We start from the raw sequence: 17,871 nt of genomic DNA on the forward strand, positions 1-17,871 counted from the left end.
GGTTAAAACCGCGGCTAAGAAAAACACGAAGTGTCCCTTCGGACACTGAGATTTCAGTCGGCGAAGGCCGACTTTGTGTATTTGTAGCTGTGACTTTAGTCGCAAGGTCACCATTTTGCCAAACACAGAATTAAGATGCGTTCACCCTGGCACACCTGGTTACCTGCGGCAGTGGGCGATCAGCCGGCCAGTTGATCTCATACTCTACCCCAGGTATCAGGTCGAAGACATCGTCAGAAATGTCTGATTCACCGGCGGTATCAATGCATGCTGCCCACACAAACACAGGTGATGAGAAGACAGCCTTTTCGCCTCTTCTGGTGATCGATATTTCGGGCTTTGCAAAATCAAGGTCCTTAAACCGTGCAATGAACCTGCGGTTTTGAGCAATAGTATGGCCATTCTTGATGAGCAGCGCATATGCTCCTGAGTTTTCGGCTCCAATAGAGCGCAATTCGGCCAGATCAAACTCACCTATTATAGTTGAAGCATTGGGAGCAAGCACAACCTCGACAGACTTGTCCAGCGGCAGACCGCCCTTCAACTCGAACACGCCGTATCGAGCCGTTCCTCGCCACTCGTCCGGGGTGTCATTGACCCCATACACCCTGACTTTATCGCCATCTATAACCGGAATCACATAAATATCCGCAAATGCGCGGCGAACAGGATGATAGGCAAGCTTGCGCCTGAGGTAATAGTCTATGATTGTCCAGCCGTGCGTTACCGGCCATGAATCGTTATACATCCAGAAGATGGCGCTCGATGAGCTGAACATCCTCCTCCTGAAATTGTCTATGTATTCCCGCAGACCCTCCGACTGGATCAGAGCGCTGTAGAACGCATAGTCCTGCATACTCATCTCTTCAGGCGTAAGGCCCAGCCAGTCGGTCAGCTCACGATAACAGACCCCAACACCCTGCCAGAAATTGCATGAGTTGTCGTGAAACTCCCAAGACGGTGAGAACAGATACTGCTGTTCCTCCGGCAGAAATTGCTTCAGGGTAGCGAGAGAGGATGCACCCAGCACTCCTCCCTCATTCGGAAACCGGCTGACATTGTCCCGATACGCCCAGAAGTTGGTGCCGTCACTCTCCAGGCTGACATGCCATGGATGCTGATCGCCGACAGTCCGATCATTTGGATGCTGATGGTCCGGCGAATATGGCGAACTCGGCCAGTATGGACGCGACGTGTCCTCCCGGTTCATTATCCGTGGTATTTCCATATGATAAAGAGCATAGTCGGGGTGCGATTTGACACGGTCATAGCTCCAGTCCCAGGCAGCCACTTCCAGCTCATTGTTGCCGCACCACACGAGCAGGCTTGGATGAGCCGAGAGATCGCGGGTAACGAACTCGACCTCATTACGGACGTTATCGAGAAAATCGGGGTCGTCACCGGGGTATTTTGAGCAGGCAAACATGAAGTCGTGCCAGACAAGGATTCCAAGCTCATCGCAGGCATCCAGCAGTGCGTGGTCGGCATAATGCGCCCCACCCCATATTCGCAGAGCGTTGAAGTTAGCGCCGACTGCAAGCTCAGCCAGTTTTCGATAGTGCGCGGCATCAGGACGCGCATATATCATATCCGGTGGGACCCAATTGCCGCCCTTGGCGAATATCGGCTTGCCGTTGACTTCTATAATGAAATATGAGCCGGTTTCGGGATGAGGGTCCTGGTTTATGCGCACGCTTCGGATCCCGGTGCGGCGTCTTGCCGAATCGACAACCCCGCCCTCGATTATAATCTCGCACTCAATATCATAAAGCGGCTGGCCGCCATGCGTACGTGGCCACCAGAGCTTTGGATTTTCTATCTCGACTTTCAAATCCTGCCGGCTCATGCCCGCAGGCAGTTCGATTTCTCGTTCACGGGCAGCAACGTCGCCATTAACGCGGACACGCACAGTCGCCTTTACAGGCTCAGACTTTACGTTATCAATAAAAGCTCGGACATGCACCCAGGCGCGCTTATGATCGTCCGCAAGCTCCGGATAAACAGTCAGCGCGTCAATCCGCGCTGAATCCGTATACTCGAGACGCACCCCTTTCCAGATTCCGACATTGACCAGGCGGGGGTTCCAGTCCCAGGAAAAACTATACTGCGGTTTACGCTGCCACGCGCGCTTGTGGAGAAGGTGGTCCATCGAGGGATTATAACCCGCTCCAGGCTTATCGGACACACCGTAGAGGCCGCTCTCAATAGACACCGCCAGAACGTTTTCGCCATCTTGCAGCTTGCCGGTCACATCTATCCGGCAGGGAGTAAACGCGTTTGAATGGCGGCCTATCTCTATGCCGTTCAGATATATGATCGCATTGAGGTCCAGACCGTCAAAAACCAGCCATGCATGTTGGTTAACCGCCTCAACTGGAGCGAAAAACCTGGTCCGATAGACCCAGACCTGCTCCTCCACCCATCTTGCCGACAGAGCATTCGTGCCGTAGTTGCAATCGGCAATCAAGCCTGCACGCTCGAGGTCGAGATGGACTTCACCGGGCACGCTTGCGGGTATGAATGTCCTCTCGTCCACATCCTCGGCACAGTATGAATCGGGCTGGCCGTGCTGGCCATCGAAGCCCCTTATCTTCCAGGTTCCATTCAGACTCAGACTTGATATCACTGCTGCTGCACTGCTTTCGAACTGTCAAACCCTCGCACGCCGAAATCCTTGCCCCATGGGTCTATATCCGACATACCGGACGTGTCGATCATATCGGCTATTTTGTCGCGCCAGCCAAAAAGCACTTTGGGATCGTGCGAATAATTAACCATGTCATTAACAAGGCTCTTCGGCACAACTACAGCTTTACGGGCCTCATCCAGCCATTTGCGTTCATCTTTGGTCAATGAGTCGCCTTTTGCGTTGTATTTGTCTATTATGCTCTCCAGTATTTTGACATATGCAAAGTCTTCCAGGCCGTCACGATAGTTCTCCAGCCGAATCGTGGGTATAGGCTTGCCGCCGGGTCCGCAGCAAAATATAGAACCGTCACCGTTATGCTCGCCAAAAGATTTAGGATTCCAATTAGTGAAAGGACCACTTGTGATAGGCATATTGTCGTTCCAGAGCGCCAGTGAGTAGTATAGGAAGCCGTCCGGTCTGTACTTGGCAGTCATAGCGCCCATAAGGAGCCGGGACTCAATGGCGTCATATTCCACAAACCAGTTGGCATACGGATTGTGCGGACCGCAGCATATATACCACCAAACTTTCTTGCCGGCTGCCCTTGCCGCAACCACCTTGTCGAGATCATAGTCCGGTGTCAGCGGGCACCAGGCATCTATCGACTTTATGGGGCTGTCTTTGCCGCAACTGAGGTCCTTTGCCGTAGTCATAAGCAAAACATCCGGAAATGCGTTTTTCAGGCTCTTTGTTACACCTGCGATCTCTTCAAACCTGGCAGAACCTACCTCATCAAAACCGTATATATAGGCGTGATCAAGTATTCCAAGCTCCTTGCACTTTTCATATATAGGCTTGAAGTGATCCACGCTATTGCCTGCATTATCAATATTGCCGAGGTTGAACGCAACCAGTCGGCCCTGATCATGCAGGTGCTTCAAAATATCGTAGTCCGGCGGACCAGGATTGTACAAATGATCGAAGTTGACATAATAGTCGGCCAAAAAATCAGCGTAATCATATTTGAGCTTCTTTTGCCAGTTCTCCTCGCCGCAGATGTCCTTGATAACATGGTCACCTGTAAGAGCCGTTATTGCAGTTGGGATAGGTGTGCAGTCCGGCAGGGTAAATGACCTCACTTGAAGTATCACGCCCAGCACAACCGGCTTGGCTCCCTGAGCGGATACAGTCAATTTACCTTTATAAAGACCGGGAACTTGTCCTTTTGGAACCTTGACACGAACCCAGAATGTCTGCACGTTTTCCCAATCGATATCGACAGGGCCGACAAAGTCCAGTATAGGGTCCGGCCACCATCCAACATATGAAACCTTATAGCACGGCTCTTTGGTTTTGACATAACCGACCACATCGCAGTTTATATTTGATGCAGAAAGAACTTCCCCACTATTGGAGCGAAGATCGGACATGCCGACCGTAACACCTTTTAAGGTGGTAATCCCAGAGGGTGTAACTGCGACTTGAAAGCTCTCTTTCTCATTCCGGGCGGCGCTTATCGAGATTGACTTCAATGCTTCAACAGGCGGCGGCACGTCCCTCGGCAATACCTTCTTAGTTGAACTTGCAATGCCTACGAGCATACTCTCGGTCGGAATCTCGAGCTTCTTTAAGGAATCACGCAGGGTTATGAGGGTGAGCAGTCTGTTGAGCTGGCTGTCTATCACATCTACACGGGCTGAAAAACCTGCCAGGCTATTAAAATCCGTTTTATCCGCACTTTCAATGTAGTCCAGTTCTTTAGCCAAAATAGTCAGTCTGGAGTCTTGCTTCTTGCCAAGCAGTTTCGCGCACTTGTCCGCGGCATCCCGAGCTGCATTGATCCTTGAATTGATGAATGCAATTTCGTCCTTGAACATAGAAGCTGGAATTTCAGGCAGCGCCTCGCCCGGCTTGAGCAGGGTTATGTTGTCGATATAGACTCGAGTATCCTTTGTGGGGCAATTGGTGTAGAAGTGCACAATCGAAATATCAGAGCGGTCCACAGCATCCGGCATCTTGGAAATATCCACAACATATCTGTTGATCGATCTGCCGGGCAGCATATAGTCGTGCTGAAGACCGTTCCTGAACTCAGGCTTACTGTCTGATATAAACATGCTCAGCAATAATGATTCAGAGCCCGGATTGGCAATATCTATAACGAACCTGTCGTAGCCATTCCAGTCTTTTACTGTCGGCACACCCTGGAACGCAGGCCAATTCTCCATTCCGGCCTTCCAAGAGGGGGTATGGAATTCAAGCGAGTGTAAGCCGGAGGTGGCATACTTGTCGGAGAGTGTTATAGAATCCTGATCTGGTGATCTCATAGACCATGCGGCCGGATCATTGTCCGATTCAAAGTCGAAGAGCTTAACCGACGCAATCGCGCCAGCGCATTGAGCTGTCAGGAATACAAGGATGCCAAGAAAGAAAAAATGCGGACGAAACATGTGCTGCCTCTATATGCTGATGGAGTTGTACTTGAATACAACGACAGCTTATCATATCCGCATGAGAAATTCAATTAGCCTCTAATCCTAAGCAGCGATAGCCAATTCCTCTGTAAGACCACCAAGATTTACGAGATCGACCATTGCTTCGACTACCTGAGGATCGAACTGCTTAGCGGCATTCTGTTGAAGACGTATAACAACAGCTTTCGGCGAAAGCATCCTGTCCGCCCTTAAAGAACTCATAGCGTCAAAGGCATCAACAGCGCTCAAAATACGCGAAATCTGAGGTATCTTTTCACCCGCAAGGCCATCAGGATACCCTTGGCCATCATAACGCTCGTGATCATGTCCGGCAATCTCGCCGAGAGCCGCCATATCGGGACAGTCAGGTATGCAATTGAACGCCCGTATGGTCATTGCGGCATGGGCGCGCACAAGATCCAGTTCTTTATCGCTGAACCTGCCGGTTCGATTTACCAGATCGGAAGGTAAACCCAGGCGTCCGCAATCGTGGACAAGTCCGGCACGATAGGCCATATGCACATCTTCGCTTGACATGGACATGTGTTTTGCTAGCAACTTGGCATAGCGCGCAGCCCTTATGGAATGGCCCCGCGTAGACGGATCCTTAAGGTCCACCATTGCCGCTATTACATGCAAAATGCGCTCGATGCCTTCGTCATTGTCGATTTCACCGGTTACGGATATTTCAGCGCACATCTTTGAGACCAGCTTTGGAAGAGTCCTAACATCCATCAGGGACTTATAGAAAGCGGAGTCTTTTGTGGACCCGACAAAAGTCGCCCACAACTCACTTGACCATGCGCGCCCGGTAAGCCCGGCAAGAGAATGAAGTCCCCTGGAAAAGCTTATTCTGTTTGTAAAGCACCCGGCCATATCAACCGCATCAGCAAGGCAGAGTATTTGGCCTCCAATCGGAATTTCGCCAGATGATAGACCTTCAGGAAAGCCCATCCCATTCCACCACTCATGATGAGTCCTTACATACTCGGCAACATCCATCATGCCCGGCAGCCAATTGATGATTGCCTCGCCGCGTTGAGAATGCTCCATTATGTATTGATCATTCGTCTGAAGTTGAAGAGTGTTATAGGTAGCAATATGCTTAAGAGACCCCACCGCCCCTATATCATGAAGCAAACCCGCGTAGAAAGCATTGCTGCGGATATCTGGCGATATAACCGATGCAATATACTGGCCCAACAGCGCCACTCGCCAGGAATGATAATAACATCCATCGGGGTTGATGTCGGTCATGTAAGATACTGCGGCTAGCAACTCAGCGGGGCTCATGTGCTTTCTGTTCCTGTTCCCGAACGGGCTATTATTGGCCAGAAGCCCGGCTCGTAAAGGCAAACGCGATCCACTTTCAGCGTCAGCCATTGTTTTATATTCCATATTCTGCCGGAAATCCGACAGCATCAATGAAAACAATTTGAGATTGAAACAGATACTGATTCGATGTGAGTTTGAGGGGTGAAATAGTTGCGATCTTATCCCTCCAGGTAAGATACCTGGAGGGATAAGATGGAGAAGAGAAATTACATTCCGTAGTCGCCCATACCGGGAGCGCCGCCCGGCATAGGGGGCTGCTTTGGCTCGGGCTTCTCAGCTATCAGGCTCTCTGTGGTAAGGATCAGAGAACCGATACTGGACGCGTTCTGCAGGGCAGAGCGGGTGACCTTGACCGGATCCACAACACCGGCCTTGATCATATCCTCATACTTCTCAGTGGCGGCGTTGAAACCGACGCCTTTCTTCTCGCCCTTGATCTTCTCGACCACGACGCTGCCTTCGTGACCGGCGTTCTCGGCGATCTGACGGAGCGGCTCTTCAAGAGCTCTGCGCACGATTGCAGCGCCGACCTTCTCGTCGTCATTGGCACCGATGTTCTCCAGCGCGGGAATAACGTTCACTAATGTCACGCCGCCGCCCGGGACAATGCCTTCCTCAACGGCTGCGCGGGTCGCTGAAAGAGCGTCTTCAAAGCGATGCTTCTTCTCTTTGAGTTCGGTCTCGGTGGCTGCGCCGACCTTGATCACGGCCACACCACCGGAAAGCTTGGCAAGCCTCTCCTGCAGTTTTTCGCGGTCGTAGTTGGAGTCGGTGCTCTCAATCTGATTTCTGATCTGAGCAATACGGCCCTGAACGGCCTCAGCGGATCCTTTGCCCTCGATGATCGTGGTGTTCTCTTTGGTCACAACAATCTTCGCGGCCTGACCGAGCATCGTGACATCGACGTTCTCGAGTTTGATACCGAGGTCTTCGGAAATAAACTGGCCGCCGGTAAGCACTGCGATATCTTCGAGCATAGCCTTGCGCCTGTCGCCGAAGCCCGGAGCCTTAACTGCCACAACCTGCAGTGTGCCTCTGAGCTTGTTAACGACCAGGGTCGCCAGGGCGTCGCCGTCAACGTCTTCGGCAATAATCACGATAGGCTTTCTTGTCTGAGCGATCTTCTCCAAAAGTGGAATAAGATCGGCGGCGGCTGAAATTTTCTTCTCGTGAATGAGAATGATCGGGCTCTCAAGGACCGCTTCCATCCTCTCGCCGTCGGTCACCATGTAGGGTGAAATATAGCCCTTGTCGAACTGCATTCCCTCGACGAGTTCGATAGCCGTATCGGTGCCCTTGGACTCCTCAATGGTGATGACGCCGTCTTTGCCGACGTTCTCGATGGCCTCGGCGATCAGCTTGCCGATCTCGGGGTCATTACCGGAAATCGAAGCTACCTGCTCGACCTCTTCCTTACCCGCAACCGGAATAGAGAGCTTCTTGATCTCTTCAACCGCCTTCTCGACCGCAAGCTCGATACCGCGCTTGACGGCAATCGGGTTGCCGCCTGCCGCGACATAGCGCAGACCTTCGCGAACTATGCTCTCGGCAAGGACCGTGGCTGTGGTGGTTCCGTCACCGGCCACATCGTTGGTCTTGGAAGCGACCTCGCGCACGAGCTGCGCGCCCATATTCTCATACGGGTCTTCGAGTTCGATTTCCTTTGCGACAGTGACGCCGTCCTTAGTGATTGTGGGGCTGCCCCACTTCTTGTCTAAAACAACATTCCGGCCCTTGGGGCCTAGTGTTACCTTGACCGCCGCGGCAACCGTAGTCGCGCCGCGCTCGAGCGCCCGGCGGGCCTCTTCGTCAAATTTTATAATCTTAGCTGACATTAATGTCTCCTTCAAAATAGCTGAGAGCCGAGAGTGGAGAGCTAAGAGCCCGGAACTGTCAGCGCTCAGTTATACCTAAAATTGCTCCGGCTCCAATAGAGCCGAAGCCGAGGTCGCAGACCCCTTTTTCATCTACTCTTTTATTGCGAAGATAGAATCCTGATCGAGGATCATATAATCCTTACCCGAAACGGTGACCTCGGTGCCGCCGTATTTGGCGTAGATGACCTTATCGCCCACCTTGACGCTCATCGCGCCTCGGGAACCGTCGTCAAGCACCTTGCCCGGGCCGACTGCGATTACAACGCCTTCCTGGGGCTTTTTCTTGGCGGTATCCGGCAGGATTATTCCGCCGGCACTCTTTTCCTCTTCCTCAAGCGGTTCAACCACCACTTTATCTGCGAGAGGTTTGATCATAGCTATCTTTCACCTCCATTAGAGATTTAGCGAATAAGTTTTGGCACTCATGCTTGTTGAGTGCCAACATATTTTAGTGAATCGCGATTTCAATTGTCAAGTGACAAATCGCGTTATAGAAAAACTCTGCCGACTTTATATGGAAAAGAGTTACCCAAGAGCAAGGCTCAATTCTACATAAATAACGAACCAAATGCTTATTCAGAGCATCTTTATTACTAGAGACCACTTAAAGGCGGTGAGTATGTTTTGTAGTAAGAAATATCTTGGGGTTATTGTGTTGTTGACGGTGCCAACAGGGCTCGCCCTCGCAAACCCACCGTCGCAAGTAGTAGTGCAGGCAATCAAAGTGGAAGATGCGCCCAAAATTGACGGCATTCTCGATGACAAGTGCTGGGCTAATGCCCCGGAGTGCACGGGTTTCTATGATTCAAAAACCTGGGTCGTTTGCGCAAAACAGACCATCGTAAAGATATGCTACGATGAGAGCAACATCTATGTCGCGTTTCATGCGCTGCACCCGCGCCCAGACAAAATCCGCGCTGAAGAAAAGAAGAGGAACGGTGGCAATTACGATAATGACGATTTCGTAGGCATTGACATTGATTCGAAGCATCAGCACCGGTACTTGTCGTGGTTTGATGTGAATGCTATCGGCACACAAGCTGAATCGCTGGAGTGCAGCTCGACAACCAATATAGCTTTCAAGGGAGATTGGCAGGGAGCAGCCAAAATCGTTGACGACGGATACACCGTTGAAATGGCGATTCCATTCGGCCTGCTGCCATATGATAGAAATCAAGACACCTTAGGCATTGCGTTTGTCAGAAATATACCCGAAGAAGACGTATGGGCAGAATGGCCGGACCTTGGTGGAATATCATATGAGGCATATTTCGCTGACTGGAAGGGAGTCAAACTACCCCGGTTTGAAGCCAAGCCTAAGATACTTGGTTATATGCTTAACGCTTCAGGCAAAGGGCAAACAGGCAGCACAAGTCAGGGACTGGACATAAAATATCCGTTTACGTCAAGCTCTATGGCAATTGCCTCGATCAATCCCGATTTCAATTCGATTGAGCAGGATGTGGAGTCCATCGATTTTTCATATGATGAGAAGCATCTCACCGACAGCAGGCCATTCTTTCAGGAGTGGCCGCTTGAAATCAACGACAGAGTATTCTATTCGCGTCGAATAGCCGACTTCGACACCGGGATCAAATATGTCGGCACTGACGGACTGAATGGATTCGGTGTGTTAAATACCAACGCATCAGGGGAGGACTGCACCCTGGCAAGTGTCCGACGCCATTTCGGCGACCGTTCCGGCTTTAAAATCAATGTAGCGGATCATAATACAACCGGCCATCATAACACCGTCACTTATTATAACCCCTGGTACGGTCGGGTTATAGGACAGCGTGCCTATGGCATATCTGCGGCACTCTTACAGAGCAGCACGACCGGCATGCCTAATGGGCAGTTGATGTCTGTTCACTGCGATACCCATGCTGACGATGGAAAACTTGGCGGCTATATAGACATTATGCATGCAGACAGCTCATTTAACAGTGAGCTCGGTTACTCTCCCGACTCCGGCAGACATGGAATGTCGAGCGAGATATGGCGGGATAAGCACTATCAGTCCGGCAATCTCAACTGCCTTTCAATGTGGATCGATGCATCTACATATGACTATAACACAGGCGAACTATATGAAAGAAACCTGTCGGTTCATACCTGGATGGGCTATCTGGACGGCCATAATATCGAAACAGGCATACTCTGGCAAAGACATGAACAGTATCACGAGACGCTGCCATATATGTGCTTAAACTGGAATGCAAATAGGACTAATCGTGATGGCGGAACGGGCGTTTCATGGGGACATCAGGCAGGTGGGAAATACCTGTTGAACTGGATCGACCAGAAAGTCAGGATCAGCGAGAAAACAACCGTTGGGCTCCATGCCGAGCGCGAGAATATCAGCAGTCCCAGCCCGTATGCCGACACCAACAGGCAGGTCTGGATTACGCTCAACTATGACCTTACCAACGAGAGAAGTGTTGGAAGTAGAGTAGTCAGGCAGGATGGCAATAGCAACGTATTCTTCATGTATCGGCAGCAGGTACGCGAGGGCTCGGATATCTATTTCATGTACGGTGACCCCAACGCTGACGACACGCAGGAAAGGATGACATTCAAAGTCGTGAGATCACTCTAAAAGACGGCTTTCTGATATACTATACCTGCTATGACTTACGATGGATTTATACTTGCGGCGATAATCTCTGAGATCAACTACAGGACCAAAGGTGGAAAGGTTCAGAAGATCCGCCAGCACAACGATACGGACCTGACGCTCGAGATTCGAGCGCCGGGATTTACATATATGCTCTTCTTCTCGGTGGACGCGCGGTTCTCGCGCGTCTACCTCACTTCATCTCTCCAAGCCGTCCCGCAAGAGCCGCCGAACTTCTGCATGCTTTTGCGCAAGTACGTGCAGGGCGCATTTATCGAGGGGATCGAGCAGGTTGGGATGGACCGCGTCATGAAAATGCATCTGGGCTACCCTGACGGCACCCGTCTGACCCTGATTCTTGAGATCATGGGCAAGCACAGCAACCTGATCTTGGTAAATGACGAGGGGAAGGTGCTTGGCGCGGCAAAGAATATCGGATCGAGTGTAAGCCGGTACAGGCAGGTTCTGCCAGGTCGCGACTATATTCCGCCGCCGGGTGATGAAAAGTGTGATATACGCAATATAGACGCACAGGCATTTGATATGCTCTGGAACTCGCCAGCCAGGCTTGGCTCGGACCAGGCGGCAGTAAAGAAATGGCTGATGAGCACTTTCAGCGGGTTCGGGCCGTTTCTGGCAGATGAGATCGTCCTGCGGTCATCGGAAGATGGCGAGGTATCGATAGATAAGCTCAGAGGCGAGATTCTGCAGATGGGGGAGATGGTCTGCAAGGCGACATACGAGACTGTTCTCATATCGGATGAGACAGGGCGCGGGATAATGGTCTACCCGATGCCGACAGTGCAGTTTCCTATAGCTCAACAGCACCCGAGAAGCTCTATAAACGAGGCTCTAGATACACTCTTCAGATCGCTGGTTACGCGCACTGCTCTCGATGAAGAGCGCACACAGACGCTGACGGCTATACGGCGCGCAATGGCATCGCGCAAGCAGACTTTGAAATCTATCGGCAGGACCGTAGCCGAGGCAGAAAATGCAGAAAGATACAAACAGACAGGCGAACTGATACTGGGCAATCTTCACGCAATAGAGAAAGGCGCAAAGTCCGTGCTTCTCACCAACTTCTTTGACCCGGACATGCCCGAGGTCACAATCGAGCTGGATGAAAAGCTCAACGCTCAGCAAAATGCAGAGCGCTATTTCAAGAGATATCAGAAGGCTCGCGATGCAGTCGCAACCGCTCATGCTCGAAAAGATATCACGCAACGCGCTCTCGACAGGCTTGAATCTGCTAGAAGTGAGGCAGAATCGGCCAAGAGTGTTGACTCTCTTAAAAGCATTCGCAAGGCTCTTGTCGAGCAGGATCTACTGCGCTCGGATGTGCAGCAGGAAAGACCACCTGAAGAGTTCGGCGGTCAGAAAATACGGCGGTTTATGACTGCCGAGGGTTGGGAGATACTCTACGGCGAAAACGCAAAGGCCAACGACTATCTGACCCAGCGCGTCGCGCGGCCAAATGACGTCTGGCTGCACGCCCGCTCGATCACCGGCGCGCATGTTGTAATAAGAACGGCAGGCCACACCGGAGGCCTGCCGCACACTGTCCTGATTCAAGCCGCTAAGATCGCCGCGCAAAACTCGGATGCCAAACACTCGTCCCTGGTGCCTATCGACCACACCACTCGCAAATACGTACGCAAACCGCGCAGCTCAGCGCCGGGGTTTGTGATCTATCGGAACGAAAAGACGATAGACATAAACCCGAAGGCATAACTACTTCTGATCAGTGTCTTTAATCAGGCTCAACAGCACTCCCTGCCCTGGAGCAAGCCAGTCGTGTTCACCGCCCGCGGGATACTCAGTGCCGGTATATTGATTGACCATCATAACCTTACCCGGCCACTTGAATATGATGCTGAAGTTGGCCGATTTGTTTATGTCCTTGTTGACCAGCATAACATAAGGCCGGCCATCAGGACTTTCGAACTCGCCGACCAGGAAGTCTCCGCCTTTTACCTCTTTAACGTATTTGCTTGTATCTATCCCCTTGCAGCTATCAGGCACATTCGGATAGTGGAATACATTGACGCTCTTGAGTTTGGTATATGTGGGAGCCAGCTTATGTATCTGCAAGTTTACAAACCGGATCATATCCCAGGTCGGGGTCTTGTGCCCGAACTGGTCTATAGCCGCCATGCGATAGTTGCCTGCAGGCGGGCAGAAATACGTAAAGTAGGAAATTCCGCGCCCGCCGTATGCGAGTGTGGCATAGACCTGCAGGCTCAGACCCTCCACGGAAGGCTTGGCATAGTGGAAATGGCAGTTGCCCAGGACTATATTCATAAACGGAATATTGTGCTCCAGAGATTTTTTTCGCATGATCTCCAGATTTGTATACAGGGTAGGCTTTACGGATCCGTCGTCATACAAGGCATAGAGGTCGTAACTCAGGTAAGTCGGCTTAACTGTTGATATGAACTTGCCGACATACTCGTCATAATTGCCCCACGTAAACTGCGGCAGCAGATTTATGTAGACAAAAGCCTTAGGGTCCTCTTTCAGGATAGCGTTGTTCCAGCGGGCAAGATTGGCATATTCGCCCATACCAGGCTCATCTTTTACATAATATCCAAAAACAGTAGGGTCGCTGCGAAACTGCGACGTCAACTTCTTGACACGGGCAATTACTTCCGCATCAGAGAGGTTCGGCTGATTGACATCAAGAGTCGCCTGGTCTATTACCAGGCACTTGAGGCCCACTTTCTTTGCCACTTTCACGTCGTTCGGCACCAAAAAGCCCGCCAGGTTGAACCCGCAATCTTTTATGTCGCGCAGAGTCTTTGCATCACCCGGGGAGCCGCCCCAGGGCATTATTGCAAAATCTTCAGGATCGAGGTCTGCCTGCTTCGCAGCAAACGCACAGGCGGACATACAGACAAGAAATACTGCCACAAACATAAACCTTGTAAATCTCTTCATTACACTTCTCCTTAGAAATGAATATATTCCGACTCGGACTCTTTCACTTCAGCAGATTCAAATCCGGGTTTGCCGAGGAGTTTGAACATCTCCTTTTTATATGCTTCTACACCGGGCTGGTTGAACGGGTTTACGCCAAGCATCAGCCCGCTCACTGCACAGGCGATCTCAAAGAAGTAAATGAGAGCGCCGAGGCTTTCGGCATCCAGTTTCTCAAGATGTATCGTCATATTCGGGACGCCGCCGTCTCGATGAGCCTTGGCTGTCGCCTCATACGCCTTGGAGTTTACATAACTGATTTCTTTGCCCATGAGATATCCAAGGCCGTCAGCATTGTCCGCATCAGGAACTTTAAGTGACGGCTCCGACCCATCGACAATCAAGAAAGTCTCTGCAATCATCCTGCGGCCATCTTGAATATACTGGCCCATGGAGTGCAAATCGGTGGTAAAGTCAACCGACGCCGGGAAGAGAGCCATGTTTTCCTTGCCCTCGCTCTCACCGTAGAGCTGTTTCCACCACTCGGCCATAAAGTGCAGTCTCGGCTCGAATGACGCGAGCATTTCTATAGAAAAACCCTGGCTATAGAGCACATTCCTGGCAGCCGCATAGAAGTACGCAGGGTTGCTCATCGTGTCGGTGTTGGAACAGAGTTCGGAGCATTTAACCGCGCCCGAGATCAGCGCGTCAATATCGACACCGGCATAGGCAATCGGGAGCAGCCCGACCGCCGAGAGCACCGAGTATCGTCCGCCGATATTATCCGGCACGACAAATGTCTCGTAGCCTTCGGTCTTGGCAAGCTGCAGGAGCGCGCCTTTTTTGGCATCCGTCGTGGCGACAATATGCTTTGCCGTGGCTGCCAGCTCGCGCATGATTCTGGATGCGATGGCGGGTTCAGTAGTGGTGCCTGACTTGGAGATAACATTGACCGCGACTCTCTTACCGGCAAGATGCTTCTTGAGCTTTGTCATGTAATGCGCTGAGATATTCTGACCGGCATAGACCACTATATCCGGGTCATCAGCTAAAGCCTCGATAACAGCCCTCGCTCCCAGATACGACCCGCCGATTCCGATCACCAGCAGGATGTCGGTCTCCTCACGCAGCCGCTTGGCAGTTGCTTTTACGCGGGACAGTTCGTCTGATGAAAGTATCTGACCGGGTTTCATCCAGCCGGTGAAGTCCGAACCCGGGTGATTGCCCGAGCGAAGCTCACCGTCAAGGAGCTTTACTTTATCGTTGCGGGCTGCGACCATGTCGCACGTCACATTGGGTTTGAGACGTTCAGCGTTTATTGCTATAGGTAGTTTATTGAATTGGTTTGGCATAGTTACTCCCTCAAAAAAACAGTTGAGAGCGGAGAGTGGAGGGCTAAGAGCCCAAACTCATGAGCGCTCAGTTGTGCTTAAATTGCTTAGGTTACGGATCATCCTGAGATTTTGAGCCCAGAATCAAAGACTTCGTGCATGATATATCTGCTACGCTTTTTCCTCGCTGCTCTCCGCCCGATTGTACTGATTCATAGCGGCCTCGATGCCCTCTTCAAGCATCATATCCAGCGCGTCTGCTGCCTGTTCTATTGTGACGTCCATCTCCTGGCGGTCCTTGCGGCTGAATCGCGATAGCACATGGTTTATCGCTTCGCCCTGGTGGCCTATCCCGATGCGCATGCGCGCAAACTCTTTGGAGTGAAGGTGCGCAATGATCGACTTCATGCCGTTGTGCCCGCCGGATGATCCCTGCAGGCGAATTCTGATCTTGGCAAGAGGCAGGTCCATGTCGTCATAGATAACGAATATGTCCGACGGCTCCAGGTGATACTTGCGCATTATCTGACCTATGCATTGACCGCTCTCGTTCATAAATGTCTGCGGCTTGACCAACAGTATCTGCTCGCCGTAATGATCGAAACTGCCGACCAGGCCCCGGCACTGCCTGCTTAGTATTTTGACCTTGCGGCGCTTTGCAAAAGCATCGAGCACATCAAAGCCGACATTGTGCCTGGTGTGAGCATACTGCCTTCCGGGGTTGCCCAGGCCAACGATCACTCTCACGACTGCCCCTTCCACGCCTTATCGAAGATTTCGCTGACGCTGCGGTCCGCATGGATGCGCATTATGGCATCGGCAAGCAGATCTGCCATGGTTACGACCACAATCTTGCCGTCCCGCTGATCCTCGGAAAGCGGAATGGTGTCAGTAATGATTATTTTCTTAATGGCCGAGTCGATCAGCTTTTGAGGCGCGCTGCCCGATAGGACTCCGTGGGTGCACGCGGCATAGACCTCTTTTGAGCCCAGATTGATAAGCGCGTTGGCGCCGCTTATAATAGAGCCGCCGGTATCGATCATATCATCGAGCATAATGGCTGTCTTGCCCGCCACATCGCCTATGACTTCCATCACCTCAGTCCTGTTAGGCTCAGGCCTGCGCTTAACTATGATCGCAATGGGTGTTCCCAAAGCCTCTGCAAGCGCCCTGGCACGCGGAACGCCGCCGACATCCGGCGAGACCACAACCGTGTTCTCATCCACTTTAATGTTTTTGCGAATGTAATCGGCTATGATAGGACCTGCGTAAAGATTGTCCACCGGCTGGTCGAAGAAACCGACTATCTGGCCGGAGTGTAAATCGACTGTGAGCAGCCTGCTGGCACCCGCGGCTGTAAGCAAATCGGCGACCAGCTTGGCGGTAACAGGCTCGCGCGGCTTGACTTTCCTATCCTGCCTGGCATAGCAGTAATACGGCACCACGACATTCACCCGGCGGGCGGAGGCTCGCTTGAAAGCGTCGATCATTATAAGCAGTTCCATCAGGTGCTCGTTCACGGGGGTTGGGAACGACTGGACGATAAACACATCATCGCCGCGCACGCTCTCGTTTACCTGAACATGCACCTCGCCATCGGCAAAACGCTGGAGCACCATCTCGCCGACGTGCACCCCCAGCCTCTCAGCGATCCTTGCCGAAAGCTCGGGATTTCCCGCCCCTGAAAACAGCATCAGTTCATTCATTACTAGCTAACCTTTCCTGAGTCTTGAGACCGCTGATAGTGACATCGGTGAGCCGCGTGAACGGCCCTACTTCGCAGTTGCTGCCGATTCGGCTGCCGCGCTCGATTATAGTGCATGGATGGACTATGGTGTCGCGGCCTATCTCGACATCGCAGTCGATGTATGTAGTCGCAGGGTCGACAATCGTTATACCTGAGAGCATCAGCCTGTCCAGAATGCGCTTTCTCATTATCGCGGCGGATTCGGCCAGTTCGATCCTGTTATTGATTCCCAAAGTATCCTTCACGTTATCCGCAACCACCGCCCCTACCCGCTGGCCGGACTTGTTCAAAAGTTCGATTACGTCGGTGAGGTAATACTCCGCCTGGGCGTTGTCGGGCTTGATCATCGCAAGCTTCTCGGCGAGGAGCCGGACTTTGAAGCAATAGATCGCTACGTTAAACTCGCCAATGGCAAGCGTCGCTTCGTCGGCGTCTTTGGCCTCGACGATTTTAACTACTGCGCCGGTCTCATCCCGAACGATCCGGCCATAGTGACCTGCATCATCCAACATGCCGGTGAGCAGTGTTGCAGCATTGTCAGCTGATGAGTGAGTATCTATGAGCTGGGAGATGGCTTCGGGTGTGATGAGAGGCGTGTCGCCGGGAAGCACAACTACGTCGGTTATGTCGCTCGCGAGGCTCGGCATAGCCTGCATGGCGGCATGCCCCGTGCCGAACTGCTCTGTCTGGTAGGCGTATGATATATCTTCGCCCAAAGCCTGTCTCACCTTTTCGGCTTCATGACCGACCACCACTGTCACCTGCTCGATCCCCGCGCCAAGGCAAGCATCGACGACGTGGCGGGTCATCGGCTTTCCGCATATCAAATGCGCCCCCTTGGGAAGCGCTGACTTCATTCTTGTACTCTTGCCGGCGGCCATCACGACCGCCGCGAATTTGCGTTTCACTGTGCTGTCCTCCGAGCACTATTATAACAGAATT

The 17,871-nt window shown here is 51.9% G+C and carries 12 protein-coding genes; 2 read left to right on the forward strand and 10 right to left on the reverse strand.

Features of this window, described 5'->3' with window-relative positions; all coding sequences use genetic code 11:
- Positions 1-130 precede the first annotated feature (130 nt).
- From ABFD83_01175 to groES, 5 genes are all read right to left on the reverse strand, one after another.
- Positions 131-2,626, reverse strand: coding sequence for a sugar-binding domain-containing protein (locus ABFD83_01175; protein MEN6355675.1), 2,496 nt, complete (start codon positions 2,624-2,626; stop codon positions 131-133).
- Positions 2,623-5,079: a glycoside hydrolase domain-containing protein gene (locus ABFD83_01180; GenBank protein MEN6355676.1), complete on the reverse strand. Its 2,457-nt coding sequence runs from the start codon at positions 5,077-5,079 to the stop codon at positions 2,623-2,625. Before ABFD83_01180 ends, ABFD83_01175 begins: the two co-directional genes overlap by 4 nt.
- 87 nt (positions 5,080-5,166) lie before the next feature.
- A complete protein-coding gene (locus ABFD83_01185) occupies positions 5,167-6,486 on the reverse strand; it encodes an HD domain-containing phosphohydrolase (protein ID MEN6355677.1) in 1,320 nt (439 codons plus the stop codon).
- Positions 6,487-6,644: 158 nt separating this feature from the next.
- Positions 6,645-8,273 (reverse strand): chaperonin GroEL, encoded by a 1,629-nt coding sequence (gene groL, locus ABFD83_01190; protein ID MEN6355678.1) that lies wholly within the window; start codon positions 8,271-8,273, stop codon positions 6,645-6,647.
- 132 nt (positions 8,274-8,405) lie between these two features.
- Positions 8,406-8,690 carry a co-chaperone GroES gene (gene groES / locus ABFD83_01195; GenBank protein ID MEN6355679.1) on the reverse strand — a complete coding sequence of 95 codons (285 nt, stop codon included), beginning with the start codon at positions 8,688-8,690 and terminating at the stop codon, positions 8,406-8,408.
- A 244-nt stretch (positions 8,691-8,934) separates the two neighbouring features.
- Between groES and ABFD83_01200 the strand changes: the two genes are divergently transcribed.
- Both ABFD83_01200 and ABFD83_01205 read left to right on the forward strand, forming a co-directional pair.
- Positions 8,935-10,914 (forward strand): carbohydrate binding family 9 domain-containing protein, encoded by a 1,980-nt coding sequence (locus tag ABFD83_01200; GenBank protein MEN6355680.1) that lies wholly within the window; start codon positions 8,935-8,937, stop codon positions 10,912-10,914.
- A gap of 30 nt (positions 10,915-10,944) precedes the next feature.
- Complete coding sequence (locus ABFD83_01205) at positions 10,945-12,666, forward strand: NFACT family protein (GenBank protein MEN6355681.1); 1,722 nt, start codon at positions 10,945-10,947, stop codon at positions 12,664-12,666.
- Here ABFD83_01205 and ABFD83_01210 read toward each other — a convergent pair whose 3' ends face one another.
- The 5 genes from ABFD83_01210 to ABFD83_01230 all read right to left on the reverse strand — a co-directional run bounded on the left by ABFD83_01210 (position 12,667) and on the right by ABFD83_01230 (position 17,837).
- On the reverse strand, positions 12,667-13,872 hold the full coding sequence (locus ABFD83_01210) for a hypothetical protein (protein MEN6355682.1): 1,206 nt from the start codon (positions 13,870-13,872) through the stop codon (positions 12,667-12,669).
- Positions 13,873-13,883: 11 nt separating this feature from the next.
- The gene (locus ABFD83_01215) at positions 13,884-15,203 is read right to left on the reverse strand and encodes a glucose-6-phosphate isomerase (GenBank protein MEN6355683.1); all 1,320 of its coding nucleotides are present in this window, start codon (positions 15,201-15,203) and stop codon (positions 13,884-13,886) included.
- Between the two features lie 150 nt (positions 15,204-15,353).
- Entirely contained in the window at positions 15,354-15,929 is a 576-nt protein-coding gene (gene pth / locus ABFD83_01220) for an aminoacyl-tRNA hydrolase (GenBank protein ID MEN6355684.1), read from the reverse strand.
- Positions 15,926-16,888, reverse strand: a complete 963-nt coding sequence (locus ABFD83_01225) for a ribose-phosphate pyrophosphokinase (GenBank protein MEN6355685.1) — start codon at positions 16,886-16,888, stop codon at positions 15,926-15,928. The genes pth and ABFD83_01225 overlap by 4 nt, the downstream gene beginning before the upstream one ends.
- On the reverse strand, positions 16,881-17,837 hold the full coding sequence (locus tag ABFD83_01230; protein MEN6355686.1) for an NTP transferase domain-containing protein: 957 nt from the start codon (positions 17,835-17,837) through the stop codon (positions 16,881-16,883). The genes ABFD83_01225 and ABFD83_01230 overlap by 8 nt, the downstream gene beginning before the upstream one ends.
- Between the last annotated feature and the right edge of the window lie 34 nt (positions 17,838-17,871).

This window comes from Armatimonadota bacterium (assembly GCA_039679645.1).
Lineage (GTDB): Bacteria > Armatimonadota > UBA5829 > UBA5829 > UBA5829 > UBA5829.

Coding starts and splice junctions, on each gene's coding strand:
- ABFD83_01210 (MEN6355682.1), bottom strand. CDS start 13,872: ATGAAGAGATTTACAAGGTTTATGTTTGTGGCAGTATTTCTTGTCTGT.
- groL (MEN6355678.1), bottom strand. CDS start 8,273: ATGTCAGCTAAGATTATAAAATTTGACGAAGAGGCCCGCCGGGCGCTC.
- groES (MEN6355679.1), bottom strand. CDS start 8,690: ATGATCAAACCTCTCGCAGATAAAGTGGTGGTTGAACCGCTTGAGGAA.
- ABFD83_01200 (MEN6355680.1), top strand. CDS start 8,935: ATGTTTTGTAGTAAGAAATATCTTGGGGTTATTGTGTTGTTGACGGTG.
- ABFD83_01225 (MEN6355685.1), bottom strand. CDS start 16,888: ATGAATGAACTGATGCTGTTTTCAGGGGCGGGAAATCCCGAGCTTTCG.
- ABFD83_01185 (MEN6355677.1), bottom strand. CDS start 6,486: ATGGCTGACGCTGAAAGTGGATCGCGTTTGCCTTTACGAGCCGGGCTT.
- ABFD83_01215 (MEN6355683.1), bottom strand. CDS start 15,203: ATGCCAAACCAATTCAATAAACTACCTATAGCAATAAACGCTGAACGT.
- ABFD83_01205 (MEN6355681.1), top strand. CDS start 10,945: ATGACTTACGATGGATTTATACTTGCGGCGATAATCTCTGAGATCAAC.
- ABFD83_01180 (MEN6355676.1), bottom strand. CDS start 5,079: ATGTTTCGTCCGCATTTTTTCTTTCTTGGCATCCTTGTATTCCTGACA.